We start from the raw sequence: 26,398 nt of genomic DNA, 5'->3' as shown, positions 1-26,398 counted from the left end.
TTGTGCCCACCATCTCTCGCCGCAATGTTGAAATGGTGGGCACGCCTGCGCTTTGCCCACCCTACGGCAGCGGCGTTTGCCGCCTTCACTCCGTCCCGATCGTCGTCAGATCCTGAAACCAGTGCTGGGCCTGCACGAACTGCTTCACCTTCGGCGACAGCGCGTGCGGGTTGGTGTCGTGGACGACCCAGACCAGCGCGGCATCGTCGACGATCAGTGCGTGCGCTTGCGCCAGCAGCTCGTCCTGTTTGGCGGAATCGAACGTCTGCTTGGCCTCGTCGATCAGCGCGTCGACCTTGGCGTTCTTGTAGCCGCCCCAGTTGACGCCCACGGGCGCGATCTGTCCCGAGTGGAAGAAGCGGACGATGGCGTAGAGCGGGTCCGAGGTGACGTAGGCGATGTTGTTGGCGGTGATGCCGGCATTCATCTCGTCGGCCGCGCCCTTGCGCCAATGCGTGTAGAGCGTCTCGAGCTCGACCACCTTGAAGTCGATCTCGATGCCGATTTCCTTGAAGCTCTGCTGCAGGAATTCGTTCATCGGCAGCGACAGCATCTGGCCGGTGCCGCCTTGCGCGATGATGAAGGTGGCCTTCAGCGGCTTGGTCTTGGAGTAGCCGGCTTCCTCGACCAGCTTCTTCGCCGCGGCAAGATCGTATTTCAGCTCGAAGGCAGGCTTGCCGAACCACGGGCTGGACGGATCGACCTGGCCCTTGGCGGGTTTTGCGAGGCCGTTCATCAGCCCGACCACCCCATCGCGATCAATTGCGAGGTTCAGCGCCTTGCGCAGGCGGATGTCGGTCCAGGGCGAGCCCGGCAGCACCGACAGGTGATAGTTCCAGACATGCGGCGTGACGTTGTCGACGAGCTTCATGCCGGCGGCCTTGAGTTGCGGGACCGCGTCCGGTGCCGGCGTCTCGATCAGGTCGACCTGGCCCGCCAGCAGCGCATTGGTGCGGGTCAGCGCCTCCGGCATCGGCACCAGCACGATCTTGTCGGCCTTCGGGATGCGCTTCTTGTTCCAGTAGTCGGGGTTCTTGCTGAGTTCTGCGAGCTCGCGCGGCACCAGTTTGGTCAATTTGAACGGGCCGGTGCCGGAAGGCTGGCTGGCGAACTTGTCCCAATCCTTGCCGAGCTTGTCGTACTGCGCGGGGCTCGACACCAGAAACCACAGCATCTGATAGGGGAAGAAGGAATCGACCGTCTTGGTGGTGATCTCCACCGCGAAGTCGTCGATCCTGGCGTAGCTCGCGACCGAGGGCAGGCGGGTCTTCACCTGCGCGCTCTGCCGCTTGTCGAATTGCGGCGCCTTGTCGTTGAGCACCTTGTCCAGATTCCAGATCACCGCATCGGCATTGAACTCGCTGCCGTCGTGAAACTTGACGCCCTTGCGAAGCGTGAAGCGCCATTTGGTCTTGTCGGCGTCATCCACCTTCCACTCGGTCGCGAGCCCTGGCACCAGCTTGCCGGGACGATCGGCGACATCCATCTCCCAGGCCACCAGCGGATCGTAGATCGTGTAGGCCGTGAACTGATAGGCGCCGGCGCCGCGATCGGGCTGACCCGTGGTCAGCGGGATGTCCGCCATCGAGATGCCGTAGCGCAGCACGGTTTCGGCGCGCGCCGAGATTGCGGACGACGCCAGCGCAAGCACGGCGAGACAAATCGACAGACGAAGACGCATGGTCCAGAGCTCCCAGGGGATTTCGAGACCAAACTTGCAATCTTGATGCCAGAATAGGCAGGGCGACGCGTGCACCTGCGTAATGCCTACAAGGACTTGTCGTCGCAGGGCCAAATTGCAGAATAAGTTTCTCTTTGGCATAGCCATTGCATGCGATTGCATCAAAAATAGTCATCGAAGCCGGAAAAGGATTGAGGCGATGCTTACTCAGAAGAACACACGCGCGGCATTGATCGCGGTGCTCGCTCTAACGACGGCGGCCGCCTGGCCGCGCGTGGCCAGTGCTGAGACGGTGCTGCGCATCGGCATGACCGCTGCCGATATTCCGCGCACGCTGGGCCAGCCCGATCAGGGTTTTGAAGGCAATCGCTTCACCGGCCTCACCATGTACGACGCGCTCACCGGCTGGGACCTGTCTTCTGCCGACAAGGCAAGCGTGGTGATCCCCGGCCTTGCGACCGAGTGGAAGGTCGACGATGCCGACAAGACCAAGTGGATCTTCAAGCTTCGCCCCGGCGTGACCTTCCACGACGGCTCGCCGTTCAACGCGGACGCCGTGGTGTGGAACGTCGAGAAGGTGCTGAAGCAGGATGCGCCGCAATTCGACGCCAGCCAGGTCGGCGTCACGGCCTCGCGCATGCCGACGCTGGCGTCGGCTAAGAAGATCGACGACATGACGGTCGAGCTCACCACCAAGGAGCCCGACAGCTTCCTGCCGATCAACCTCACCAACCTGTTCATGGCGAGCCCGGCGAAGTGGCAGCACTTCTACGACAAGGCGGAAGGTGCCGATGCCAAGGCGAAGTCGCAGGCGGCCTGGACCGCGTTTGCCAAGGACGCCGCGGGCACCGGTCCGTGGAAAATGGCGAGCTTCACGCCGCGCGAGCGGCTCGAGCTGGTGAAGAACGCGAGCTATTGGGACAAGGCACGCGTGCCCAAGGTCGACAAGATGGTGCTGCTGCCGATGCCGGAAGCGAACGCGCGCACCGCGGCGCTGCTCTCCGGGCAGGTCGATTGGGTGGAGGCACCGGCGCCGGACGCGATTCCCGAATTGAAGCAGCGGGGCTTCAAGCTCTACGCCAACGAGCAGCCGCATGTCTGGCCCTGGCAGTTCTCGCGCGTCGAAGGCTCGCCCTGGAACGACATCCGCGTGCGCAAGGCCGCGAACCTCTGCATCGACCGCGAAGGCCTCAAGGACGGCCTGCTCGCCGGCCTGATGGTGCCCGCGACCGGCACCTTCGAGCCCGGCCATCCCTGGCGCGGCAAGCCGACCTTCGAGATCAAATACGACAAGGCCGCCGCCCAGAAGCTGATGCAGGAAGCGGGCTTTGGCCCGAACAAGAAGCTGACGGTGAAGACGCAGACCTCGGCCTCCGGCTCCGGCCAGATGCAGCCGCTGGCGATGAACGAATATCTGCAGCAGGCGCTGGCCGAATGCTATTTCGACGTGAAGCTTGACGTCATCGAGTGGAATACGCTGTTCACCAATTGGCGCCGCGGCGCCAAGGATCCCAGCGCCAACGGCTCGAACGCCACCAACGTCACCTATGCGGCGATGGACCCGTTCTTCGCGCTGGTGCGCTTCCTGCAATCGGGCATGGCGCCGCCGGTCTCGAACAATTGGGGCTTCATCAACAACCCCAAGTTCGACGAGCTGGTGAAGAAGGCGCGTCAGACCTTCGACCCCGCCGCGCGCGACGCCGCGCTCGCCGAGCTGCACGCGGCCTCCGTCGACGATGCCGCCTTCCTCTACGTCGCCCACGACGTCGGCCCGCGCGCCATGAGCCCGAAGGTGACAGGCGTCGTGCAGCCGAAGAGCTGGTTCATCGACTTCTCGCCGGTGTCGATAAAGCAATAGTCTCGACTTGCTCAGTGCATCCTCTCCCCTCCTGTCCGCCGAAGCCTTGGCGAAGGCGGATGCGGGAGAGGGTGGCTTCGCGAAGCGAAGCCGGGTGAGGGGTCTCTCTCCGCGGAGAGCCTCTCACTCGCATGAACTGACTGCATCCGCGGCAACAACCCCTCATCCGGCGCCGTAGCCGAAGCTTCGCTTCGGCGTCAACTTAAGAAACGGCCGCCGGAGGCGGCCTATGCCACCTTCTCCCACAAGGGGAGAAGGGAAGAAAGAAACAACGTGCTCGCCTATATCGCCAGACGCATCGTCTATGTCGTCCCGATCGTCATCAGCGTTGCGCTGGTGTGCTTCCTGCTCGTGCACATCACGCCGGGCGATCCGCTCGTGGCGGTGCTGCCGGCCGATGCCTCGCAGGAGCTCGCCGCGCAGCTGCGCAGCGCCTATGGCTTTGACCGGCCGTTGCCGGTGCAGTTCGGGCTTTGGCTGCTTCGTGCCCTGCATGGCGATCTCGGCAATTCCATCGCGACGGGACGCCCCGTGCTCGCCGAGGTCATGCGCGCGGTCGGCAACACCGTCACGCTGGCGATCGCGGCCGCCATCATCGGCTTCACCATGGGCATCCTGCTCGGCCTGATCGCCGGCTATTTCCGCGAGACCTGGATCGACAAGGTCGCGACCTCCTTCGCCATCGCCGGCGTGTCGGTGCCGCATTACTGGCTCGGCATGCTGCTCGTCATCATCTTCTCGGTGCAGCTGAACTGGCTGCCCGCGGTCGGCGCCGGCCCGAGCGGCTCCAATTCCTGGGCCTGGGACTGGGCGCATCTGAAATATCTGGTGCTGCCGGCGATCACGACGTCGGTGATTCCCATGGGCATCGTCACCCGCACCGTGCGTGCGCTCACCGGCGACATTCTTAGTCAGGATTTCGTCGAGGCCCTGCGTGCCAAGGGCTTGCGCGAAACCGGCGTGTTCCGCCACGTCATCAAGAACGCCGCGCCGACCGCGCTGGCCGTCATGGGGCTTCAGCTCGGCTACATGCTCGGCGGCTCGATCCTGATCGAGACCGTGTTCTCCTGGCCGGGCTCGGGCTTCCTGCTGAATTCCGCGATCTTCCAGCGCGACCTGCCGCTGCTGCAGGGCACGATCCTGATCCTGGCGCTGTTCTTCGTCTTCCTCAATCTCCTGGTCGACATCGCCCAAGCCGCGATCGACCCGCGCATCAAGCGGGGCTGACGATGAAATCGAGCCCAGCTATCGCCGCGAAGGCAGTGCGCTCCCTCCCCCGCGAGCGGGTTGGGGAGAGGGTGCCTCGACAAGGAAGACTCCCCCAGAAGAGAGAGCCCTCACCCGGCGCGTTGCGCCGACCTCTCCCGCAAGCGGGAGAGGTGCACTGCCTTCCGGACTTGCACCGAGTGGGGCAATGCGCAACGGGAGCCAGCCGATGAGCGAGCTTCCCCTGTCCGCCACCGCCGACGCCGCGCTCCAGGCTGCGCCCGCGACCAAGGCACGCGGCTATTGGGCGACCGTCGGCCGCCGCATCCGGCGCGACAAGGTCAGCATGGCCTGCGCGCTGGTGCTTCTGCTGATCTTCCTCTCGGCGATCTTCGCGCCCTGGCTCGGCCTCGAAGATCCCTACAAGGGCTCGATGATCCGCCGCCTCCGTCACATCGGCACGCCTGGTTATCCGCTCGGCACCGACGAGCTCGGCCGCGACATGCTGGCGCGGCTGGTCTATGGCGGCCGACTGTCGCTGGTGATCGGTATCCTGCCGGTGATCCTCGCCTTCGGCATTGGCACCTCGCTCGGCCTCATTGCCGGTTATGTCGGCGGCAAGCTCAACACCGCGATCATGCGCACGGTCGACGTATTCTATGCATTCCCCTCCGTGCTGCTGGCGATCGCGATCTCCGGCGCACTGGGCGCCGGCATCCTCAACTCCATCGTATCGCTCACCGTCGTGTTCGTGCCGCAGATCACCCGTGTCGCCGAAAGCGTCACCACCGGCGTGCGCAACATGGACTTCGTCGAAGCCGCGCGGGCCTCGGGCGCCGGCGCCTTCACCATCATGCGCGTGCACATCCTCGGCAACGTGCTCGGCGCGATCTTCGTCTATGCCACCAGTCTCATTTCGGTCTCGATGATCCTGGCCGCCGGCCTGTCCTTCCTCGGCCTCGGCACCAAGCCGCCGGAGCCGGAATGGGGCCTGATGCTGAACACCCTGCGCACCGCGATCTACGTCAATCCCTGGGTCGCAGCCCTGCCCGGCGCGATGATCTTTGCGGTCTCGATCTGCTTCAATCTGCTCTCGGACGGCCTGCGCAGCGCCATGGACATCAGGAACTGAGATGGTGATGGAGATGCTGACTAGCGCCGCGCGCTCCGCTCACCTCTCCCGAAGGGAGAGGTCGGATTGCATCGTCAGGTGCAATCCGGGTGAGGGGTTACGCTCCCCCGAGTTTGCCGCGCCCCCTCACCCGGCGCTTCGCGCCGACCTCTCCCCGATGGGGAGAGGTGAAGGACTGCTGCCATGAGCGAGAGCACATCCGTCGAAATGCTCGAGCCGGTTGAGGACGTCGGGGGCGTCGCGCAGCCGCTGCTGCAGGTCAACGGCCTGACCAAGCACTTCCCGGTGCGGGGCGGGCTGTTCGCTGCCAAGCGCACCGTGCGTGCCGTAGACAACGTCTCCTTTGCCGTTGCCAAGGGGGAGACCGTCGGCATCGTCGGCGAATCCGGCTGCGGCAAGTCCACCACCGCGCGCCTTTTGATGCATCTGATGCCGCGCGATACCGGCGACATCATCTATGATGGCATGACCGTGGGACAGTCGTTGAGCCTGCGCGAGCTGCGCCGCGGCATGCAGATGGTGTTCCAGGATTCCTACGCCTCGCTCAACCCGCGACTCACGATCGAGGAGTCGATCGCCTTCGGCCCCAAGGTGCACGGCATGGCCGATGGCGCGGCGCGCAGCCTCGCGCGCGAGCTGCTCGGCAAGGTCGGACTGCGCCCCGAGACCTTCGCCAATCGCTACCCGCACGAGATCTCCGGCGGCCAACGCCAGCGGGTCAACATCGCACGTGCCCTGGCGCTGTCACCGCGGCTGGTGATCCTGGATGAAGCCGTCTCCGCGCTCGACAAATCCGTCGAGGCGCAGGTGCTCAACCTGCTCGCCGATCTCAAGCGCGAGTTCGGCCTGACTTATCTCTTCATCAGCCACGACCTCAACGTCGTCCGCTACATCTCGGATCGGGTCCTGGTGATGTATCTCGGCGAGGTGGTCGAGCTCGGTCCGGTCGACCAGGTCTGGGATCGTCCCGCACATCCCTACACCCGCGCATTGCTGGCCGCGATGCCGTCCTCAGACCCCGACAGGCGCACCGAGACGCCACCGATCACGGGCGATCCGCCGAACCCGATCGACCCGCCCCCGGGCTGCCGCTTCCACACCCGTTGTCCGTTTGCGGAGCCGCTCTGCGCAAATGCGACACCAAAGCTGACGGCGCTGGATAAGATGGGCCACGAGGCCGCGTGTTACATGGCGATTCCGGGTTCTGGCCATAGCCGCGCGCCCAGGGAGAAGACCGCATGACGAGACCGACACCCAAAGAGATCAAGCCCATCGCGCAAATCGCCGGCGTGCCCGTGGACGACGAGACCGCGACCCGCATCTCCAACTCCATCGGACCTGCCTTCGAAGGCTTTGCGACCATCGCCGGTACGCTGCCGTTCGATCTCGAGCCCGCGCTCTACCCGATCGTGCAGACGCAGAAGGTGTCGAAATGAGTCTTGAGCCCGCACTGATGACGCTCACCGAGGTCGCGCGTGCGATCGCGATGAAGCAGCTGTCCTCGCATGAGGCGACGCGCGCGTTGCTCAACCGTATCGCGCAATGGCAGCCGCATCTCAACGCCTTCATGTCGATTGAGGGAGAATCCGCGCTGAAGGCGGCCGATGCCGCCGATGCCGAGCTCGCTGCGGGCAAGGTCCGCGGTCCGCTGCACGGCGTGCCGCTCGCGCACAAGGACATGTACTACGACGCGGGTCACGTCGCGACCTGCGGCTCGCTGATCCGCCGCGACTTCGTGCCATCAGTGACCTCCACCGCCTTGCAACGGCTCAAGGATGCCGGCCAGGTCCGCCTCGGCACGCTACACCTGGCCGAATTCGCCTATGGCCCGACCGGCCACAACGCCCATTACGGCGCGGTGCGCAATCCCTGGAACGTCGCCCACATCACCGGCGGCTCGTCGTCGGGCTCTGGCTCTGCAGTCGCGGCGCGGCTGACCTATGCGGCGCTCGGTTCCGACACCGGCGGCTCGATCCGCATGCCCGCGCATTTCTGCGGCGTGACGGGGCTGAAGACCACGGTCGGCCGTGTCAGCCGCGCTGGCGCGATGCCGCTGTCGCAATCGCTCGACACGGTTGGTCCGCTGGCTCGCACCGCCGAAGATTGTGCGCTGTTGCTGGCACTGATGGCCGGTCCCGATCCCGCCGACTCGACGTGCAGCCGCGAGCCGCTGTCGGATTACGTCGCCGCCACCAAGGGCTCGCTAAAAGGCCTCAGGATTGGCGTGCCCGCCTCGTTCTACGTCGACGATCTCGACGCCGAGGTCGCGCGCGTGCTGGACGAGACCATCGCGCTGCTCAAGCGCGAGGGGGCCGACATCGTCAAGGTCGAGCTGCCGGATCAGCGGCAATTGTCCTCGGCGAGCCAGCTCGTGCTCGCCGCGGAAGCTGCCGCCTTCCACAAGCGCTGGATGATCGAGCGCCCGCAGGATTATGGCCCGCAGGTGCTGATGCGGCTTCAGAACGGCCTCGCCGTTCCCGCCATCACCTATCTGGAGGCCATGCGCTGGCGCGGCCCCGCGCTGGCTGCACACAACGCCGCAACCGCAGGCGTCGATGCGGTGATCGCGCCGGCTTCGCCGGTGCCGGCGCCGACGATCGAGGGGAGCGATGTCGGCGGCGGCCCGAACGCGCCGGCGCTGCTGCAACGGCTGACGCTGTTCACCCGCCCGGTGAATTTCCTCGGCCTGCCCTCGCTCACGGTGCCCTCCGGCTTCACCAGGAGCGGCCTGCCGGTCGGCATGCAACTGATCGGCCGCTCCTTCGACGAGGCGACCCTGCTCACCATCGGCGCCGCCTTCCAGCGCGTCACCGATTATCACGATCGATTGCCGAAACTGCCGTCATGACCAAGCTCGTCGAGATCTCCGGCCTCAACATCCGCTTCACCGGTGAGCGCACGGTCTATGCCGTGAACGACCTCAGCCTGTCGCTGGGTGATGGCGAGGTGCTCGGCCTGCTCGGCGAGTCCGGCTCGGGCAAGAGCGTGACGCTGCGCGCGCTGATGCGGCTGTTGCCGAAGAAGCGCACGCAGATTTCCGGCAAGGTCAACGTCATGGGGCAGGACGTGCTCGCCATGAACGACGAGCAATTGTCGTCGTTCCGCGGCCAGACCGTCTCGATGATCTTCCAGGAGCCTGCCCTCGCGCTCGATCCGGTCTACACCATCGGCGCGCAGATCGCCGAAAGCGTCGTGCGCCACGAGGGCAAGACCTATGCGGAGGGCAGGGCTCGTGCACTCGAGATGCTCGAGGTCGTGCGCATCCCCTCCGCCAAGCGGCGGCTGGACGCCTATCCGCACGAGATGTCGGGCGGCATGCGCCAGCGCGCGATGATCGCGCTGGCGCTGGCCTGTAGGCCCAAGATCCTGCTGGCGGACGAGCCGACCACGGCGCTCGATGCCACCGTGCAAATCCAGATCCTGCTCTTGCTGCGCGAGCTACAGCGCGAGTTCGGCATGTCGGTGATCTTCGTCACCCACGACATCGGCGTCGCCATCGAGATCTGCGACCGTGTCGCGGTGATGTATGCCGGCCAGATCGTCGAGCAGGGCAGCTTGCGCGACATCGTCCGCACCCCCATGCATCCCTACGCCAAGGGCCTGCTTGCCTCCACCATCCACGGCGCCAGGCGCGGCCAGCGGTTGGAGACCATCCCCGGCACGCCACCCTCGCTGGCCGAAATGCCCCACAATTGCTCCTTCGCCCCGCGCTGCAAGCTCGCCGAGCCGCGTTGCCTGGAGCGGCTGCCTGCGAATGTGGAGGTTGGCCCGGGGCGGGCGGCACGATGTGTGCTGGCGGAGCCCTTCACTGCGGTGTCATAGCTTTGGACGAGATCAACCAGGCTCGCGGCAGCGCGAGCCTCATGTCATTCAGACTCCATTCATCCCGGTTCCCGTTCCATGCCGGGCGTTGAAGGAGAGGGACCGCGCCGATGCACATTTCCAATGAGGGCCTGCTCGTCATCCTGTTCGTCGGCCTGGTCGCCGGCTGGCTGGCCGGCAAGATCGTGCGGGGCGCCGGGTTCGGCCTGATCGGTGACATCGTGATCGGCATCTGCGGTGCGTTGGTGGCGAGCCTTCTGTTTCCCAGGCTCGGCATCCGCCTCGGCACGGGCCTGGTCTCCGAGATCGTCTATTCCGCCATCGGTGCGGTCATCCTGCTGCTGGTGGTGCGGCTGGTGCGGGGCGGCGGCCGGCTCTAGCAGCCGCCCGGGTCGATCGATCGGAACTGCCGCCTCTTCCAGACCTGGGGAGGGGCGGCCACCTCTGCACCAAAAAGCCGCAAAGACTGTGAAATACCGGGCTTGCGTGCCCGGCCGTCGGGAGTAGATGTGGCCCATCGGGGTTCTGAATGAACCGGCCCGCGTTGGACGCAGCGCCAACATGATGTTAATTCGGGACGCGTAGCCTGAATTGCCCGTGAAATCAGGGGCTTTGGCCCCACCAGAAAGAGACCAGACTGATGGCAGCCTCCGGCGTCCGCCGTTCAGAGCTCGGTGACGCTTTGCGCGCCTGTCGCACGGCGTTCGTCGGCGTCGGCCTGATGAGCTGCATGATCAACCTGCTCTATTTGACCGGGTCGATCTTCATGCTGGAGGTCTACGACCGGGTGCTGCCGAGCCGCAGCATTCCGACCCTGGTCGGCCTGATCATCCTCGCCGGCTTCCTCTATATGGCGCAGGGCGTGCTCGACATGATCCGTAACCGGATCCTTGGGCGGATCGGCACCGCGCTGGACGAGGCGCTCAACAAGCGCGTGTTCGACACCATCGTGCGCCTGCCGCTGCTGGTCGGCAGCCGCAACGAAGGTCTGCAGCCGCTGCGTGATCTCGACAATGTCCGCTCCTTCCTCGGCGGCATGGGCCCGAGCGCGTTCTTCGATCTGCCCTGGCTGCCGCTCTACCTCGCCATCTGCTTCGCCTTCCACGTCATGATCGGCGTCACCGCGCTGATCGGCGCCATTATCCTGGTCGGCCTGACCCTGGTCACCGAATTCATGTCCCGCCAGCCGGCGAAGGAGGCGATGGGCCTTGCCGCCCAGCGCAACGATCTCGCCCAGGCCAGCCGCCGCAACGCCGAAGTCATGGTGTCGATGGGCATGGCCGGCCGGATGAACCAGCGCTGGAGCGAGGCCAACGAAAAATATCTCGCCGGCAACCAGCGCGCCAGCGACGTCGCCGGCGGGCTCGGCGCGGTCGCCAAGGTGCTGCGCATGATGCTGCAATCGGCCGTGCTCGCGGTCGGCGCCTATCTCGTCATCCACCAGGAGGCGACCGCCGGCATCATCATCGCAGGTTCGATCCTCTCCGCCCGCGCGCTGGCACCCGTCGACCTCGCCATTGCGCACTGGAAATCCTTCGTCGCAGCGCGCCAGAGCTGGCATCGCCTCACCCGCCTGCTGGAGCAAATGCCGGCGCAGGCGATGCCGACGCAGTTGCAGCCACCCACCAGCCGGCTCTCGGTCGAAGGCGTCGCCATGGTGCCGCCCGGCGACCAGCGCCTCATCGTGCAGGACATCAACTTCACGCTCACAGCGGGCAACGGGCTCGGCGTGATCGGCCCGAGCGGCTCCGGCAAGTCGTCGCTGATCCGTGCGCTGGTCGGGGTCTGGCAGCCGGTGCGCGGCAAGGTGCGGCTCGACGGCGCCGCGCTCGATCAATGGTCGTCCGACATGCTCGGCCGGCACATTGGCTATCTGCCGCAGGACGTCGAATTGTTCGGCGGCACCATCGCCCAGAACATCAGCCGGTTCGATCCCGAGGCGACGTCCGACGCCATCATCGCGGCGGCGAAAGAAGCCGGCGTGCACGAGATGATCATCAAGATGCGCGAGGGCTACAACACGCAGGTCGGCGAGCAGGGCACCGCGCTCTCGGCAGGCCAGGCGCAGCGCGTGGCGCTGGCGCGCGCGCTCTACGGCAATCCGTTCCTGATCGTGCTCGACGAGCCCAACTCCAATCTCGACACCGAAGGCGATGAGGCGCTGACCCGCGCCGTCCGCGCCGCCCGCGAGCGCGGCGCCATCGTCGTCGTGGTGGCGCACCGCCCGATCGGCGTCGAGGCGGTCGACCAGATCCTGGTGCTGCGCGACGGTCGCATGCAGGCGTTCGGCCCGAAGGAACAGGTGCTGGCCCAGGTGCTGCAGCCGCGGGCGACGCCGCCGGCGCCGATCAAGATCGTCAGCGAAGGCGGAGTGGCCAAACCATGAGCACCAAGCCATGAGCACGATGGCCATCGGCGGCCCGAAGCCTGCCGCGAAGAACACCGTCCGGGACTCGATCAAGTTTCACCTGCTGCTCGGACTCGGCATCGTGCTGGTGCTGGTCGTCGGTCTCGGCGGCTGGGCGTCGACGGTGCTGATCTCGGGCGCGCTGATCGCGCCGGGCCAGATCGTGGTCGAATCCAACGTTAAGAAGGTGCAGCATCCGACCGGCGGCGTGGTCGGCGAGGTGCGCGCCCGCGACGGCGACCTGGTCAAGGCCGGCGACATCGTGGTGCGGCTCGACGACACCGTCACCAGGGCCAACCTTGCCATCGTCACCAAGAATCTCGACGCCGCGCAGGCGCGCGCGGCCCGGTTGCAGGCCGAGCAGCGCGGAGTCGACAGGATCGAATTTCCGCAAACCCTGCTTGACCGCGCTGGCGATCCCGACGTCAAGCTGCTGCTCTCCGCCGAAACCAAGCTGTTCGACGTCCGCGTCAACGGCCGTGCCGGACAGAAGGCGCAGCTGCGCGAGCGCATCACCCAGCTCAACGAGGAGATCGCCGGTCTCAGCGCCCAGGAGAAGGCCAAGGATCAGGAGATCGCGCTGGTGCAGAACGAGCTCACCGGCGTGCGCGATCTCTACGACAAGCGTCTGGTGCAGCTTTCGCGCCTGACCCAGCTCGAACGCGACTCGGCGCGTCTCAACGGCGAGCGCGCGCAGTACATCGCCGCGCGCGCCCAGGCCAAGGGCAAGATCACCGAGACCGAGCTGCAGATCATCCAGGTCGACAAGGACGTGGTCAGCGAAGTCTCCAAGGATCTGCGCGAGACCAACGACAAGATCGGCGAGCTGATCGAGCGCAAGGTCGCCGCCGAAGACCAGCTTCGCCGCATCGACATCCGCGCGCCACAGGACGGCATGGTGCTGCAATCCAACGTGCACACGGTCGGGGGCGTCGTCACCGCCGGCGATGCTCTCATGCTGATCGTGCCGCAGACCGACGACCTCCAGGTCGAGGCCAAGGTCAATCCGGTCGACATCGACAAGCTCCAGATCGGCCAGAAGACGCTGCTGCGCCTCTCCGCGTTCAACCAGCGCACCACGCCCGAGCTCAACGGCCTCGTCAGCCGCGTCTCGCCCGACGTAACCACCGACCAGCGCACCGGGCAGAGCTACTACACCATCCGCGTCTCGATGCCGGCGGAAGAGATCGCCCGTCTCGGCGACGTCAAGATGATTCCCGGCATGCCGGTGGAAGCCTTCGTCCAGACCGGCGACCGCACCATGCTGTCCTATCTGATGAAGCCGCTGCACGACCAGCTGATGCGCGCGTTCAGGGAGAAGTGACGCGCGAAAGCACGTAATCCCGGAGCGCGCTTGACGCGCGTCCGGGATCTCGTGCGGCACGCTTGATCTCGTAGGGTGGGCAAAGGCGCAAAGCGCCGTGCCCACCACCTTTCACGTAACGAGCATATGGTGGGCACGCTTCGCTTTGCCCACCCTGTACCCTTGAGAGGTTCGAGACGGCCTTTTGGAGTAGACTGGCCGTGCGGGCCGATCCGCCGGGAGCAGCCTTGCCCACCTGTGCCTTGAGCACCGACGTAGGAACCGCGCCCCACACCGGCTCGCAAAAGCATAGGCAGCACAGCCATACCCGACATCCGATACCGATGTCCTGACATCAACGGGACCGGCGCTCACCCCACTTTGATGTCAAATGCCCAAATGGCTCACAGGCTCTACGATACTGCCGTTGCCGCCGCTTTGCGCAGGCACTCCCGGCACAGGCAATCCTCGCCGGCGACCGGCATCGGTAGTTTCGCAACCTCTTCCGCGCACCAGCAATTGCCCGAGAGATCGCAACCAAACTCGGTGCCGCAGCGTGAGCAGACGAGCCGGCGCGGTTTCGGCGGTGAGGATTCTTTCGGATTTGTCATGATTTGCGCCGAAGCTTCGCCGTGATTTTCATGTCGGGTTCATGCGTCGTTGCGGTATATTAGGCGTCGCGCGCGGACTCGGAAAGCGGCTCCCGGCACGCGAAGGACAAATCGATGGCCCGCGATTCGCAAGCCGCGCTCGTTGCGCTCAACCGTTTCGGCTTCGGTGCCCGCGGCGGCGCCTCGGGCGATCTGATCAACGCAAGCTCGGATCCGCGCGGCTTCGTGAAGGCGGAGCTCGCGCGGCCGAGCGGCGTGCTGCTGGAGGCGCCCGGTCTGCAATCGACGCCGCAGCTGGGGCAGGCCGTCTTCGCCTATCAGGATCAGGTCAAGCAGGCGCGCGAGGCGGCAAAGACCGCCGCGTCCGCCGACATGCCGGCGCCGACCGAACAGAAGCCTGCGCCGCAGCCGCTCAACGTCATTCAAAAGACCTTCCGCGCTGAAGCGCTGGCGCGGTTGCAGCGCGCGACGCTGGCAGAGTGCGGCTTCACCGAACGGCTCGTCGTGTTCTGGTCCAACCATTTCTGCATCTCGGCGAGCAAGGGCGAGCTGGCGCGAATCTGGGCGGGCGCGTTCGAGCGCGAGGCGATCAGGCCGCACGTGCTCGGGCGCTTCGCCGACATGCTGAGGGCGGTGGAACAGCATCCGGCCATGCTGTTCTTCCTCGACAACCAGCAATCGCTCGGCCCGGACTCGCGCGCCGGCCAGAATCGCAAGCGCGGCCTGAACGAAAATCTCGCGCGCGAGATCATGGAGCTGCATACGCTCGGCGTCGGCGGCGGCTATACGCAGGACGACGTCACCTCGCTCGCGCGCATCATCACCGGCTGGACCTTCGCCGGACGAAAGGGCCAGCTCGGGCCCCCCGGCGCCTTCGTGTTCAACGCCAATGCGCACCAGCCGGGGCCGCAGGTGCTGCTCGGCAAGACCTACGAGGCGGCGGGGCTCGCGCAGGGCGAGGCCGCGCTCGCCGACATCGCGCGGCATCCCTCGAGCGCGAACTTCATCGCCAGCAAGTTCGCTCGTCACTTCGTTGCCGACGATCCGCCGCCGGGGCTGGTCGCGCGGCTGCGCGACGTCTTCGTCAAGACCGACGGCGATCTCAAGGCACTTGCCATGGCGCTGGTCGATGCCGATGAAGCGTGGAGGGCGCCGCTGACCAAGATGCGCTCGCCTTACGATTTCCTGGTCGCGAGCGGCCGGCTGCTCGCGCAGGTGCCGGAGGACCCGGGTCGCTATCTCAACGGCCTCAACCTGCTCGGTCAGCCGCTATGGTCGCCGCCCGGCCCCAACGGCTTTCCCGACACCAATGCCGCCTGGGCCGCGCCTGAAGGCATCAAGCTCAGGCTCGATATCGCCGCGCAGATCGGCGCGCGGCTCGGCAGCAATATCGACCCGCTCGACCTTCTCGAATTCGCGGCGGCCGATGCGGCCTCGATCGAAACGCGCAGAACCGTCGAACGGGCGGAGTCGCGGCAGCAGGCGCTGGCGCTGCTGCTGATGTCGCCGGAAATGCAGAGGAGATGATCATGATCGACTGCGTCGAGAACCGGCTCCTCACCTCGCGCCGCGGTCTCTTGCTCGGCGGCGCCGCGTTCGCGGCCTGGGCTTACCTGCCGAAATTCGCACGCGCGGCCGACGGGCGCGATCCCCGGCTGATCGTGGTGATCCTGCGCGGGGCGCTCGACGGGCTTTCGACCGTCGCGCCGATCGGCGATCCCGATTATGCCGGCCTGCACGGCTCGATCGCGCTCGGCGCGGACGGCGCCCATCCCGCGATTCCGCTCGATTCCTTCTTCGCGCTGCATCCGGCCATGCCGGAATTTTCGCGCATGTATCGCGATCGCCACGCGGCGGTGATCCATGCGGTGGCGACGCCCTATCGCGATCGCTCGCATTTCGACGGACAGGACGTGCTCGAAAGCGGCTATGCCGGGCCGGGCCGCGTGCAGTCCGGCTGGCTCAACCGCGCGCTGGAGGCGCTGCCGCGCGGCGAGCGCGTATCGAGCGGTCTTGCGGTCGGACCCACCACGCCGCTGGTGCTGCGTGGCAACGCGCCGACCGTCGGATGGGCGCCGGTGGCGCTGCCGCAGGCGGATGACGACACCGCGATGCGCCTCGTCGATCTCTACCGTCACCGCGATCCCGCGCTGGCGACGGCGCTGTCGCAGGGCCTCCAGCTCGACAAGGCCGCGAGCGGCGACGACATGAAACGCAAGCCCGGCAATGCGGTGGCGCAGATGCGCCAGGTCGCGCGCGGCGCGGCCAAGCTGATGGCGGCGGACGACGGCCCGCGCATCGCAGCGCTCGCCTTCGACGGCTGGGACACCCATGCCAATGAAGGCGGCCCTGTGGGGCGTCTTGCCTTTCTGCTCGGCGGGCTCGACGGCGCGCTCGCCGAATTCGAAAGCGGCCTGGGAGAGCGCTGGCGCGACAGCGTGGTCGTCGTCGCCACCGAATTCGGCCGCACCGCGCGCATCAACGGCACCGACGGCACCGATCACGGCACCGGCACGATCGCGCTGCTCGCCGGCGGCGCGGTGAAGGGCGGCCGCGTCGTCGCGGACTGGCCGGGCCTCAAGCTTGCGAACCTCCACGACGGCCGCGACCTCAAGCCGACCACGGATTTGCGCTCCGTGATCAAAGGCGTGCTGCAGGACCAGTTCGGCCTGTCCGACCGCGTGCTGGCCGAGACGGTGTTTCCGGACAGCGCAAGCGCAAGGCCGATGAAGGGGCTTGTGACCTAACCCACAAACACCGTCATTCCGGGGCGCGCCTCTTGGCGCGAACTATGGTGCGCAATTGCGCACCTGAGAATCCATACTCCCTATCGAGATTATGGATTCCGGGCCTGCGCCTTGCGGCGCATCCCGGAATGACGACATGATGAGCCGAGCACCAGGAGATCACCCCCCATGTACATCGCCATGAACCGCTTCCGTGTCGTCAAGGGCTCCGAGGCCGCCTTCGAGCAGGTCTGGCTCACGCGCGACACGCACCTGGACAAGGTGCCGGGCTTCGTCGAATTCCATCTGCTGCGCGGGCCGGAAGCCGAGGACCACACGCTCTATGCCTCGCACACCGTCTGGGCGAACCATGCGGCGTTCGAGGCTTGGACCAAGTCGGAGGCGTTTCGCGCCGCGCATGCGCGGGCCGGCGACACCAAGCCGGCCTACCTCGGTCATCCCCAGTTCGAGGGCTTCGAGGTGATACAGACGGTGGGCGGCGCGAAGTAATAGGTCGCGGGTTTCAACCCAGCGTGATCCTGTCGATCTCGGCCATCTCGTCCGCGCCGAGCTTCCAGGCGATCGCCTTGACGTTCTCCTCGATCTGCTCGACGCGGGTCGCGCCGGCGATCACGCTCGACACTTGCGGGCGCGCGGCGAGCCAGGAGAAGGCGAGCTCGAGCATGCTGCGGCCGCGCGCCTTGGCGAAGGCCTGGAGCTTCTCGACCATGTCCTCGTTGCGCGGCGTGACGTAGCGGTCGCGCAGTGCCGGTGCCTTGGCAAAGCGCGTGTCGGCGGGGGCCGCGGCGCCGCGCTGGTACTTGCCGGTGAGCAGACCACTGGCGAGCGGGAAGAACGGCAATAGGCCGAGCCTGTACTCCTGCGCCGCCGGCAGCAGGTCCTTCTCGATGTCGCGCACCAGGAGGCTGTATTCGTCCTGGCACGAGACGAAGCGGCTGACATTCATCGCGCGCGCGGTGAACTCGGCTTCCGCGATCCGCCAAGCCGGGAAGTTGGAATTGCCGATGTAGCGGACCTTGCCCTGCCGGATCAAATCGTCGAGCGCGCGCAACGTCTCCTCCATCGGCGTCAGCGGATCGTAATCGTGCTGCTGGTAGAGGTCGATGTAGTCGGTCTTCAGCCGTTTCAGGCTCGCTTCCACGGCCTCCATGATGTAGCGGCGCGAGGCGCCCTGCCTGGTGCCGTCGGTCGCCATCGGTTTGGCATATTTGGTGGCGAGCACGATGTCCTTGCGGCGGTCGCCGAGCACGGTGCCGAGCACCGTCTCCGAGCCGCCCATGCCGGCATAGATGTCGGCGGTGTCAAACAGCGTGATGCCGAGATCGAGGGCGCGATGGATCACCTTGCGCGAGGTCTCCAGATCGGTGCGCTGGCCGAAATTGTTGCAGCCAAGCCCGACCGCAGACACGCGAAGGCCGGAGGCGCCGAGATTGCGAATTTCCATTGAGATGATCCTGTCAGAAGAGGGCGCTCATTCTGGCCGCGGTGCGCTGCACCAGCAAGAAGTCCGCCCGCGCTGCTGCCATGCGGACAAAAAAAATGCGGCCCCGGTCAGACGCGGCGACTGACGGGGACCGCTTTGGGGCGCTTGACCGGTGACGGGGGGCCAGATCAGACGCAGGGGCAGCGTAGCCCCGCTATGTTACGCGCCGGTGACAGCTGGAGTTATCCACAGGGTGCGCGCAAGGCTCAGAACAGCTTGCGATAGACGATGAAGCCGGAACGCTCCGCGACCTTGTCGTACAGGCGCTGTGCCGTCAGGTTGGTCTCGTGCGTCTGCCAGTAGACGCGTGGCGATCCCGCCAGCCTTGCGCGTTCGTAGACGCCGTGGATCAGGGCCGAGGCGACGCCCTTGCCGCGCGCGGCTTCGAGCGTGAACAGATCCTGCAGATAGCAGGACGGCTCGATCGCCGTGGTGCTGCGATGGAACAGGTAGTTCGTCATGCCGAGCAGCTTGCCGTCGCTCTCGGCGACGAGGCCATGCACGGGCTCGTAGGCATCGAAGAAGCGCTGCCACGTCATGCGCGTGATCTCGGGAGCGAGCGCGGTCGGGCCGGAGCGGCCGTAGAAGGCGTTGTAGCCGTCCCATAGCGGCAGCCATTGATCATAGTCCTGCCTGGTGACGGAGCGAACGGTGAGGGACATGTGGATTTCCGCGATCGATGAAGCGTCTTTCATACGGGATGATCGGTGCGGCGATCAATCGCGCAGTTGCATCACTCCGCGACGCGCAGATACCGGATCAGGCCGCGGGCGGTGGGATCGCGCAGCGAGCGGTAATAGTCGGCGCGTGACGGCGCATCGGTGTGACGCACGAGGTCGGTCACCGGGGTGTAGCTGAGCATCCGTCCGCCGTCCGGCAGCGCCGTGCAGGCGAAGCGCAGCACGTCGCCGCTGCGCAGGGCGATGTTGATCGGCGTGGCATCGCCGGTCCGCACCATCTCCATGCGCTGCGCGATGAACGTGCCGAGCTCGTCTTCGGGCAGCTCGAACGCACCGGTGTCGCGGCCGTGATACATCAGCGCGATGAAGGGCGGCTTGCCGTCGGCGATCTGGTCCGGCAAGGCGAAATAATCGCGGAACGCGCGGTTGATGAACTCGGCGCGTGTCTCGGCATCGAGCAGCACGATGCCGATATCGACCTGGTCGAGCGCGGCCGACAGCCGCACGGCGGTGGCGTGGCTTCGGCGCTCGGCCGCGAACGTGCCGAGCAGCCGCTGGCGCATCAGGCCGGTGATGCCGGCGGTGCCGGCAGCGGTGACGGCCAGGAGGGCGAGCTGGACCAGATCGGCGATGGAGGCGGAAACGCCGTGGCGGCCGATCACGAGCAGCGTTGCACCGGACACCGCGATGGCTGCGCTGGTGACGGCGGAGCCGAGACCCGACAATGCGCCGGCGAGCGCTACGATACCGACGAGCAGCGGCGCCGGCGTGGGCGGGGGGATCAAGCGATCGAACGGCATCGCCAGCAGCAGGGTTGCTGCCGTCAGCACCGGACCGGAGATCGCACGCCATCCGAACCGCATGGACAGTCTCGCCCTCACGACGGAGGTAAGACCGCAAGTCTGACTGATCGTTGCGCTGTTGCGATGCGGATTCGTGCAGTGTGCTTAGGGCGCGCTTGCTCGCAAGCCTAAGGCTTTCGGATGATTTTAAGCCAAGTGCGTGTGCTTGAGCTGCGTGTGCTTGAGCGGCTGTTGCAGCGCAGGCGCATTCAGCGTCGACGTCCCCGGCGCCTTGCGCGTACCGACGACGATCAACAATGACGCCGCGACCAGGATGGCCGCAGTCAAGGTGATTGCAACGACTACCACAGGTGATTTCATCGAGGTCCTGTCGCGATGCCGGCCGGCGCGGGGCATGCGGCGCCTTGAAGACAGGACCGGGATGAAACGGGAATCAGACCGGCAGGCCCATCGCCATGGTCGCCTTGGTCGACAGCACCGTCAGGGTGACGATCAGGCACAGCGAGAGTGCGGCGACGGCGAGCGAGGCCGCAACCGCGTTGGTCAGCCGGGAAGACGCGACGGTAGCGGGATGGCCCTGAAAGCCGGCCGTGCCGGACGCCCGTGTCATGGTCTAAATCCTTCAACGCGCGAGCGAATCACCCGCAACGTTCCACAATTTCCCAGCTCGAGCCGGCAACATTGCGGCGGCTATCCTACTGAAAATGGCCGGAATGCGGCAAATAATACCTTTATGCCCGCTATTCCCCAGGGCAGCGGGGCGGGGCAGGTCATGCGCTGGCGGCAATGCTGGCGGGGTCGTCCACGTCGGCCGGTCGCCAGTCCATCGACACGAAGCCGGGCGCGGATTCCACCCGCTTCAGCCAGTCCCGGATTGCCGGAAAGGTTGAAAGATCGAAGTCGCAGCGGTCGGCCAGGTGGGTGTAGCCGTACAGCGCGATGTCGGCGACCGTGAGTTGGCGCGCGGCGAAATAGGCGTTGGTCTTCAGGTGATTCTCCATCACCTGGAGCGCGCCATAGCCGCGCTCCATCCAGTCTTCCAGCGAATGGGTCTGCAGGTCGCGGCCGCCCTTGACCAGCGACAGCCAGAAATAGGCGGCACCGATGTTCGGCTCGAGCGCGTGCTGCTCGAAGAACATCCATTGCAGCGCCTCGGCGCGGTCGATGCGATTCTCGGGCGCCAGCGGAGTGCCAACGGCGACGTACCAGAGGATGGCGTTGGACTCGGCGAGATAACGGTCATCGCCGACCTCGAGCAGCGGCACCTGTCCTGACGGGTTCTTGCTCAGAAAGTCCGGCGTGCGGCTCTCGCCGCGCAGAATGTCCACCTCGATCGCTTCGTAGGGCAGATTGAGCAGCGCCAGCGCAAGGCGGACCTTGTAGCTGTTGCCGGAGCGTTGCATCGAATAGAGCTTGTACATTCTGGAGTTCGATTCCGAAGACGGGAGACGCGGCGCTCGTTGCCCCTGAGCGCGGCTAAACAATGATGCCGATGCGAATCCGCCGCAAGGGTCAGCCAATAGAAAAATTCGAAAACCCTACCGCATTGCAATGCAGCGGAAGATCATTTCCGCGTGGCCATGCAAATCAGTTCACGCTTGCGTCAACGCGGGGACATATCCTCGCGCGCACTTGTGTGAATGGCTGAGCGGCAGTTACGAGGCGCTGAAACTTCACATCGTATTGGCCGGCACTGACCCGTTACGCCGAGGTCGCGCTCGGCACTTGGTGTCGAGCCAGCCAAGCTCCAGCGACGATGGCGAGCCCAGGCATGGGCCGTCTGCTCGATCGCGAACGGCCTGAAATTGCTCCGAGGACAAGCCTTGCCGGATATGAGGGGTTTGCGCGGCAGGTTTGCGGAAAATTGCGGGAATGCTGCCTCGACCCGCTCCAGATCCGTAAACTTTCTCGGGATCGGGCCGAAGTTTCTTGCGGTGCAGCGGCTCACGTTTTAGGGTGGCTGCATTCCCACAATCGGAGTCGTGAGGCGAAAGGTTTCACGACGCTTGTCAGGAGATGACGATGTCCTTCCTTGCCGCTGCGCTCGACCGTGTGAAGCCGTCCGCGACCATCGCGGTCACGGATAAAGCACGCGCGCTGAAAGCGGCGGGCCGCAACGTCATCGGCCTGGGGGCCGGCGAGCCCGACTTCGACACGCCCGCCAACATCAAGCTGGCGGCGATCCACGCCATCGAAGCCGGCAAGACCAAGTACACCGCGGTCGACGGCATTCCCGAGCTGAAGGAGGCGATCATCGCCAAGTTTCAGCGCGAGAACGGCGTCACCTACAAGCCGAACCAGATCATCGTCGGCACCGGCGGCAAGCAGGTGCTCTACAACGCATTGATGGCCACCATCAATCCGGGCGACGAGGTGATCATTCCCGCGCCGTATTGGGTCAGCTATCCCGAGATGGTGGCGCTCGCCGGCGGTGAGCCGGTGCCCGTGGTCTGCACCGCCGCGACCGGTTTCAAGCTGCAGGCCGAGGCGCTCGAGCGCGCCATCACGCCGAAGACCAAATGGGTGATCCTGTGCTCGCCCTCGAACCCGACCGGCGCGGCCTACACGCGTTCGGAGCTGAAGGCGCTCACCGACGTGCTGGTGAAGCATCCGCATGTCTGGGTGATGACCGACGACATGTACGAGCACCTCGTCTATGACGACTTCCAGTTCACCACGGTCGCGCAGGTCGAGCCGAAACTCTACGACCGCACGCTCACCGTGAACGGCGTGTCGAAGGCCTATTGCATGACCGGCTGGCGCATCGGCTATGCCGGCGGTCCGGCGCAACTGATCAAGGCGATGGCAACGATCCAGTCGCAATCGACCTCGAACCCGTCCTCGATTGCCCAGTGGGCAGCGGTGGAAGCTCTGAACGGTCCGCAGGACTTCATCCCCGCCAACAACAAGGTGTTCAAGGAGCGGCGCGACCTCGTCGTCTCCATGCTCAACCAGGCCAAGGGGATCGAGTGCCCGCGTCCCGAGGGCGCCTTCTACGTCTATCCGTCCTGCGCTGGCACGATCGGCAAGACCGCGCCGTCGGGCAAGGTGATCGGCAATGACGAGGACTTCGTCACCGAGCTGCTCGAGACCGAAGGCGTCGCGGTGGTGCAGGGCTCGGCCTTCGGCCTCGGACCTGCATTCCGCATCTCCTATGCGACCAAGACCTCGGACCTCGAAGACGCCTGCAAGCGCATCCAACGCTTCTGCGGCAATCTGCGCTGAGACTGTTGCGGCAAGTGAGGTGAACCCCTCTCCCCTTGTGGTGGATCGCCGCGAAGCGGCGAGACGGGTGAGGGGTTCTCTCGGCGTGTGATTCTCTCGCGACAGCGTTTCGCGGAGACAACCCCTCATCCGGCGCTTCGCGCCACCTTCTCCCACAAGGGGAGAAGGCAAGACCGCGCACCGATTTGCGGCGTGCGATCTGGCACGGCCGCGGCTGTTGTGGCATAGACCATCGCGCAACACGGGTGGGGCGCTCTCTCTGCTCGCATCACATCATCGCGGGAGATATTCATGCGCCGTTCGTTTCTCTTCGCCGGCCTCATCGCTGCCGGCCTCGTTGCCTCCGTCGCAAATACCAGCGCGCAGCAGCGGATGGCGCGGGTGGGCGTACTGGAATGCCGCGGCGGTGCCAGCGTCGGCTTCATCGTGGGATCGGTGACTCATCTCGGCTGCGTGCTGCGCGCCGACGGCTTGCCCGATGACCGCTACGTCGCGACGATCCGCAAGGTCGGCCTCGACATCGGCATCACCCAGGAGACTGCGCTCGCGTGGGGCGTGTTCGCACCGGTCGACCGGCTCGGCCCCGGCGACCTCTCCGGCAATTATGTGGGCGCGCAGGGCAGCGCCTCGGTCGGCGTCGGTCTCGGCGGCAACGTGCTGGTCGGCGGCTCCAACAATTCGATCGCGCTCCAGCCGCTCAGCGTGCAGGGCCAGGTCGGGTTCAACATCGCCGCCGGCCTCGAGAGCCTGGAACTCCGTCCGGGCCGTTAAAGCATATTGCGGGCGAGGCCCTCTCGTCACCTCTCCCCAGCGGGGAGAGGTCGGATTGCGCAGCAATCCGGGGGGGGGGCCGCAGCGTTCGGTGAGACTGTAACCCCTCACCCGGATTGCATCTTCGATGCAATCCGACCTCTCCCTTCGGGAGAGGTGGAACACGGCGCCGACGGCTTTTGGAATTATAAGACTTGATCGAACTGACGACGCACCGCAGCGACGTTTGATGCTTGCCAAATCTCGGGGAGGGGCAGAGCATCTGCGTTTGCCGACCCAATCACGGGCCGAGCTCCACATCAAGGAGGCGGCGAAATGGGACAAGACGTCAGAAGTCCCCGAGGTCCACGGTGCATCGCGCTGGTGGGCCCTTTCCAAAGCGGTAAGACCACACTTCTCGAAGCGATCCTGGCGCGAACGGGCGCAATCCCGCGCGCCGGCAGCGTCGATGCCGGCACCTCCGTCGGCGATGCCACGCCGGAGGCCCGTCATCACAAGATGACCGTCGGGCTGACTGCCGCCACCACGAATTTCATGGGCGACAGCTACACCTTCCTCGATTGCCCCGGTTCCGTCGAGTTCGCCCACGACATGCGCGCCGCGCTGCCCGCGGTCGACGCCGCCATCGTGGTCTGCGAGGCCGACGAGAAGAAGCTGCCGCAGCTTCAGATCATCCTGCGCGAGCTGGAGGAGCTGAAGATCCCGCGTTTCCTGTTCCTCAACAAGATCGACCGCGCCAGCCAGCGCATCCGCGAGACGCTCGCGATGCTGCAGCCCGCCTCCCGCGTGCCGCTGGTGCTGCGCCAGATCCCGATCTGGAAGGACGAGCTGATCGAGGGCTTCGTCGACCTCGCGCTGGAGCGCGCCTTCATCTATCGCGAGCACAAGGCCTCCGAGGTGGTCGCGCTCGAAGGCGGCGATCTCGATCGCGAGAAGGAAGCCCGCTTCTCGATGCTGGAGAAGCTCGCCGATCACGACGATGCGCTGATGGAGCAATTGCTCGAAGACATCCAGCCGCCGCGCGATGCGGTGTTCGACGACCTCGCCCGCGAATTGCGCGACGGGCTGATCTGTCCGGTGCTGCTGGGCGCCGCCGCGCGCGAGAACGGCGTGCTGCGCCTGATGAAGGCGCTGCGTCACGAAGCGCCCGGCATCGCACAGACCGCAAAACGCCTCGGCGTGCCCGAGAGCAAGGACGCGCTCGGCTATGTGTTCAAGACGCTGCATTCGCAGCATGGCGGAAAGCTGTCGCTGACGCGGCTGCTCGCCGGCCACCTCGACGACGGCGCGACGCTGCAATCGTCCTCCGGAGGTGCGGGGCGGATCTCAGGCATCCTCGCCGTCAACGGCGCCTACGACACCAAGCGCGCCGCGGCAGAGGCCGGCGACACGGTGGCGCTTGCCAAGCTCGATCCGATCAAGACCGGCGACACGATCTCGAACGGCAAGACGCCGCCCGCGGCATTGATCACGATCGAGCCGACGCCCCCGGTGCTCGCGATTTCGATCGCGGCGGCCGATCGCAAGGACGACGTCAAGCTCGGCCAGGCGATGGCGCGGCTGCACGAGGAGGATCCCTCCCTGGTCGTCGTGCAGAATGCCCAGACCCACGACACCGTCTTGTGGGGGCAGGGCGAAATGCATTTGCGCGTCGCCGGCGAGCGGCTGCGCGACCGCTTCGGTGTCAAGGTCACCTCGCATCCGCCCGCGATCGGCTACCAGGAGACCATCCGCAAGCCGATCACTCAGCGCGGGCGGCACAAGAAGCAGTCCGGCGGCCACGGCCAGTTCGGCGACGTCGTGCTCGACATCAAGCCGCTGCCGCGCGGCAACGGCTTCAAGTTCGCCGAGAAGGTGGTGGGCGGCGCCGTGCCGCGCAACTACATCCCGGCGGTCGAAGAAGGCGTCGTCGACGGATTGGCGCGCGGTCCGCTCGGCTTCCCCGTCACCGACGTGGAGGTGACGCTGACCGACGGCTCCTATCACAGCGTCGACAGCTCCGATCTCGCCTTCCGCACGGCGGCGCGGATCGGGCTCAACGAAGGCCTGCCGCAATGCCAGCCGGTGCTGCTGGAGCCGATCCACGTGGTCGAGATCGTATGCCCGACCGAGGCCACCGCCAGGATCAACGCGATCCTGTCGGCGCGGCGCGGCCAGATCCTCGGCTTCGACACCCGCGAGGGCTGGAGCGGCTGGGACTGCGTCCGCGCCATGATGCCGGAAGCCGAGATCGGCGAGCTGATCGTGGAGCTGCGCTCGGCCACTGCCGGCGCCGGCAGCTTCACGCGCCAGTTCGACCACATGGCCGAAGTCACCGGCCGCGCCGCCGACCAGATCATCGCCGCGCATCAGCACGCGGCGTGAAGCTGTCCCTCGCCTCGTAAGGGGCGCGCAGTAAGGGAGGCACCGCTCTCTCTCACGCCTCTCCCCGTTCTAACGGGGAGGGCGCGTGGTGTGGGGGGTGCGCCTGTCATTCAGGCCGCGCCGGCGCCCAAACCACCGTCATTGCGTGCGAAGCGAAACTATCCAGGCTGTCTCGGCGGAAACAGCTTGGATTGCTTCGTCGCCAGAGCTCCTCGCAATACCGGAGGAGACAGACAGGCAGCCACTTGCGCTTGCCGCCAAATGATGTATTTTATATCATTGTATATGTTCTAAATATTATTTAT

Annotated in this window: 24 protein-coding genes; 16 read left to right on the top strand and 8 right to left on the bottom strand. The window is 65.9% G+C overall.

Translation table 11 applies throughout. From position 1 onward, the window contains the following. Window positions 1-85: 85 nt before the first annotated feature. Window positions 86-1,681 (bottom strand): ABC transporter substrate-binding protein, encoded by a 1,596-nt coding sequence (locus tag DCM80_RS08760; protein ID WP_257196604.1) that lies wholly within the window; start codon window positions 1,679-1,681, stop codon window positions 86-88. Between the two features lie 199 nt (window positions 1,682-1,880). Between DCM80_RS08760 and DCM80_RS08755 the strand changes: the two genes are divergently transcribed. The 10 genes from DCM80_RS08755 to DCM80_RS08710 all read left to right on the top strand — a co-directional run bounded on the left by DCM80_RS08755 (window position 1,881) and on the right by DCM80_RS08710 (window position 13,430). Beyond that, the gene (locus DCM80_RS08755) at window positions 1,881-3,539 is read left to right on the top strand and encodes an ABC transporter substrate-binding protein (protein ID WP_257196603.1); all 1,659 of its coding nucleotides are present in this window, start codon (window positions 1,881-1,883) and stop codon (window positions 3,537-3,539) included. Between the two features lie 273 nt (window positions 3,540-3,812). Then, window positions 3,813-4,766 (top strand): ABC transporter permease, encoded by a 954-nt coding sequence (locus DCM80_RS08750; RefSeq protein ID WP_257196602.1) that lies wholly within the window; start codon window positions 3,813-3,815, stop codon window positions 4,764-4,766. A 208-nt stretch (window positions 4,767-4,974) separates the two neighbouring features. Beyond that, complete coding sequence (locus DCM80_RS08745) at window positions 4,975-5,877, top strand: ABC transporter permease (protein ID WP_257196601.1); 903 nt, start codon at window positions 4,975-4,977, stop codon at window positions 5,875-5,877. A 183-nt stretch (window positions 5,878-6,060) separates the two neighbouring features. Further along, on the top strand, window positions 6,061-7,119 hold the full coding sequence (locus tag DCM80_RS08740; protein WP_257196600.1) for an ABC transporter ATP-binding protein: 1,059 nt from the start codon (window positions 6,061-6,063) through the stop codon (window positions 7,117-7,119). Beyond that, window positions 7,116-7,313 carry a hypothetical protein gene (locus tag DCM80_RS08735; protein WP_257196599.1) on the top strand — a complete coding sequence of 66 codons (198 nt, stop codon included), beginning with the start codon at window positions 7,116-7,118 and terminating at the stop codon, window positions 7,311-7,313. The genes DCM80_RS08740 and DCM80_RS08735 overlap by 4 nt, the downstream gene beginning before the upstream one ends. Further along, a complete protein-coding gene (locus tag DCM80_RS08730; protein WP_257196598.1) occupies window positions 7,310-8,725 on the top strand; it encodes an amidase in 1,416 nt (471 codons plus the stop codon). Before DCM80_RS08735 ends, DCM80_RS08730 begins: the two co-directional genes overlap by 4 nt. Then, a complete protein-coding gene (locus DCM80_RS08725; protein WP_257196597.1) occupies window positions 8,722-9,699 on the top strand; it encodes an ABC transporter ATP-binding protein in 978 nt (325 codons plus the stop codon). The genes DCM80_RS08730 and DCM80_RS08725 overlap by 4 nt, the downstream gene beginning before the upstream one ends. A 110-nt stretch (window positions 9,700-9,809) precedes the next feature. After that, window positions 9,810-10,079, top strand: a complete 270-nt coding sequence (locus DCM80_RS08720; protein WP_028138655.1) for a GlsB/YeaQ/YmgE family stress response membrane protein — start codon at window positions 9,810-9,812, stop codon at window positions 10,077-10,079. A 257-nt stretch (window positions 10,080-10,336) separates the two neighbouring features. After that, entirely contained in the window at window positions 10,337-12,085 is a 1,749-nt protein-coding gene (locus DCM80_RS08715; protein ID WP_257197903.1) for a type I secretion system permease/ATPase, read from the top strand. A gap of 10 nt (window positions 12,086-12,095) precedes the next feature. Continuing rightward, the gene (locus DCM80_RS08710; protein WP_257176225.1) at window positions 12,096-13,430 is read left to right on the top strand and encodes an HlyD family type I secretion periplasmic adaptor subunit; all 1,335 of its coding nucleotides are present in this window, start codon (window positions 12,096-12,098) and stop codon (window positions 13,428-13,430) included. Window positions 13,431-13,822: 392 nt separating this feature from the next. On the opposite strand, the gene DCM80_RS08705 is transcribed toward DCM80_RS08710, so the two are convergent. Continuing rightward, on the bottom strand, window positions 13,823-14,020 hold the full coding sequence (locus tag DCM80_RS08705) for a hypothetical protein (RefSeq protein WP_257196596.1): 198 nt from the start codon (window positions 14,018-14,020) through the stop codon (window positions 13,823-13,825). 114 nt (window positions 14,021-14,134) lie between these two features. Here DCM80_RS08705 and DCM80_RS08700 point away from each other — a divergent pair, with 114 nt between their 5' ends. From DCM80_RS08700 to DCM80_RS08690, 3 genes are all read left to right on the top strand, one after another. Then, entirely contained in the window at window positions 14,135-15,547 is a 1,413-nt protein-coding gene (locus tag DCM80_RS08700; protein ID WP_257196595.1) for a DUF1800 family protein, read from the top strand. Window positions 15,548-15,549: 2 nt separating this feature from the next. Continuing rightward, window positions 15,550-16,767 (top strand): DUF1501 domain-containing protein, encoded by a 1,218-nt coding sequence (locus DCM80_RS08695; RefSeq protein ID WP_257196594.1) that lies wholly within the window; start codon window positions 15,550-15,552, stop codon window positions 16,765-16,767. Window positions 16,768-16,935: 168 nt separating this feature from the next. Then, a complete protein-coding gene (locus DCM80_RS08690; protein ID WP_257196593.1) occupies window positions 16,936-17,256 on the top strand; it encodes an antibiotic biosynthesis monooxygenase in 321 nt (106 codons plus the stop codon). 13 nt (window positions 17,257-17,269) lie between these two features. Here DCM80_RS08690 and DCM80_RS08685 read toward each other — a convergent pair whose 3' ends face one another. From DCM80_RS08685 to DCM80_RS08660, 6 genes are all read right to left on the bottom strand, one after another. Further along, window positions 17,270-18,211 (bottom strand): aldo/keto reductase, encoded by a 942-nt coding sequence (locus DCM80_RS08685; RefSeq protein ID WP_028134426.1) that lies wholly within the window; start codon window positions 18,209-18,211, stop codon window positions 17,270-17,272. A gap of 245 nt (window positions 18,212-18,456) precedes the next feature. After that, window positions 18,457-18,912, bottom strand: a complete 456-nt coding sequence (locus DCM80_RS08680) for a GNAT family N-acetyltransferase (RefSeq protein WP_257196592.1) — start codon at window positions 18,910-18,912, stop codon at window positions 18,457-18,459. Window positions 18,913-18,983: 71 nt separating this feature from the next. After that, window positions 18,984-19,793 carry a PAS-domain containing protein gene (locus DCM80_RS08675; protein ID WP_257196591.1) on the bottom strand — a complete coding sequence of 270 codons (810 nt, stop codon included), beginning with the start codon at window positions 19,791-19,793 and terminating at the stop codon, window positions 18,984-18,986. 126 nt (window positions 19,794-19,919) lie between these two features. Then, a complete protein-coding gene (locus DCM80_RS08670; protein ID WP_257180935.1) occupies window positions 19,920-20,081 on the bottom strand; it encodes a hypothetical protein in 162 nt (53 codons plus the stop codon). A gap of 85 nt (window positions 20,082-20,166) precedes the next feature. Further along, window positions 20,167-20,343, bottom strand: coding sequence for a hypothetical protein (locus tag DCM80_RS08665; protein ID WP_164718788.1), 177 nt, complete (start codon window positions 20,341-20,343; stop codon window positions 20,167-20,169). Between the two features lie 160 nt (window positions 20,344-20,503). After that, the gene (locus DCM80_RS08660) at window positions 20,504-21,154 is read right to left on the bottom strand and encodes a glutathione S-transferase family protein (protein ID WP_257196590.1); all 651 of its coding nucleotides are present in this window, start codon (window positions 21,152-21,154) and stop codon (window positions 20,504-20,506) included. Window positions 21,155-21,755: 601 nt separating this feature from the next. On the opposite strand from DCM80_RS08660, the gene DCM80_RS08655 reads away from it, so the two are divergent. The 3 genes from DCM80_RS08655 (at window position 21,756) to DCM80_RS08645 (ending at window position 26,093) form a co-directional block, all read left to right on the top strand. Beyond that, the gene (locus tag DCM80_RS08655; protein WP_257196589.1) at window positions 21,756-22,958 is read left to right on the top strand and encodes a pyridoxal phosphate-dependent aminotransferase; all 1,203 of its coding nucleotides are present in this window, start codon (window positions 21,756-21,758) and stop codon (window positions 22,956-22,958) included. A 291-nt stretch (window positions 22,959-23,249) separates the two neighbouring features. Further along, window positions 23,250-23,729: a DUF992 domain-containing protein gene (locus DCM80_RS08650; protein WP_257176538.1), complete on the top strand. Its 480-nt coding sequence runs from the start codon at window positions 23,250-23,252 to the stop codon at window positions 23,727-23,729. Window positions 23,730-24,044: 315 nt separating this feature from the next. Then, window positions 24,045-26,093, top strand: a complete 2,049-nt coding sequence (locus DCM80_RS08645; protein ID WP_257196588.1) for an elongation factor G — start codon at window positions 24,045-24,047, stop codon at window positions 26,091-26,093. The last annotated feature ends 305 nt before the right edge of the window (window positions 26,094-26,398 follow it).

It is taken from the genome of Bradyrhizobium sp. WBOS08 (assembly GCF_024585125.1).
GTDB classification, from domain to species: domain Bacteria; phylum Pseudomonadota; class Alphaproteobacteria; order Rhizobiales; family Xanthobacteraceae; genus Bradyrhizobium; species Bradyrhizobium japonicum_B.
This window is presented reverse-complemented; position numbering and strand designations above follow the sequence as displayed.